Raw genomic sequence first — 701 nt, 5'->3', positions numbered from 1 at the left:
GGCGAAGGCAACGACCTGCTCTACGGCGAAGCTGGCAACGACACCATCAACGGCAATGGCGGCGACGATCTCCTCGACGGCGGCACCGGCAACGACACGATGGCCGGCGGCACCGGCAACGACACCTATGTGGTCGACAGCGCCGACGAYGTCGTCACGGAAAATCCGGGCGAAGGCACCGACACGGTGCAGTCGTCGATCGRCTACACAGCACCTGATAACGTCGAGAACGTCGTATTGACCGGCACGGCAAACAYCGATGCCACCGGCAACGATGCCGACAACGCGCTCACCGGCAACAGCGGCGACAACACGCTCTCGGGCGGTGTCGGCAACGACACGCTCTCGGGTGGTGCCGGCCAGGACACGCTTGACGGCGGCACCGGTGACGACTTCCTCAATGGCGGGGCTGGCAACGACAGCATCGCCGGCGGCGCCGGCAACGATACCGCGGTCTACAACGGCACCGGTCCTGACGACATCAAGGCCACCCGCAATCCGGACGGCTCGGTGACGGTCACCACGGCCGATGGCGGCACCGACACCCTGACCGGCGTCGAGAACATCCAGATCGTTCACCCCGACGGCTCGACCGAGACCATCTCGCTCGCCGCCCTGGCACCGCCGATCGGTGGTACGATCGAAGGCACGCCCGATGGCGACCCACTCACCGGCGGCGACACCAACGACATCATCAACGG

Annotated in this window: 1 protein-coding gene; it reads left to right on the top strand. The window is 66.3% G+C overall.

The window, feature by feature from the left end:
- Positions 1–701 (top strand): calcium-binding protein (locus tag AB4048_RS28925; RefSeq protein WP_442205365.1); only part of this gene is annotated, 701 nt, incomplete at both ends.

It is taken from the genome of Rhizobium sp. RAF56 (assembly GCF_052113965.1).
Lineage (GTDB): Bacteria > Pseudomonadota > Alphaproteobacteria > Rhizobiales > Rhizobiaceae > Rhizobium.
Note: the sequence above shows the minus strand (reverse complement) of the source record. Positions and strands in the feature narration are given on the sequence as shown.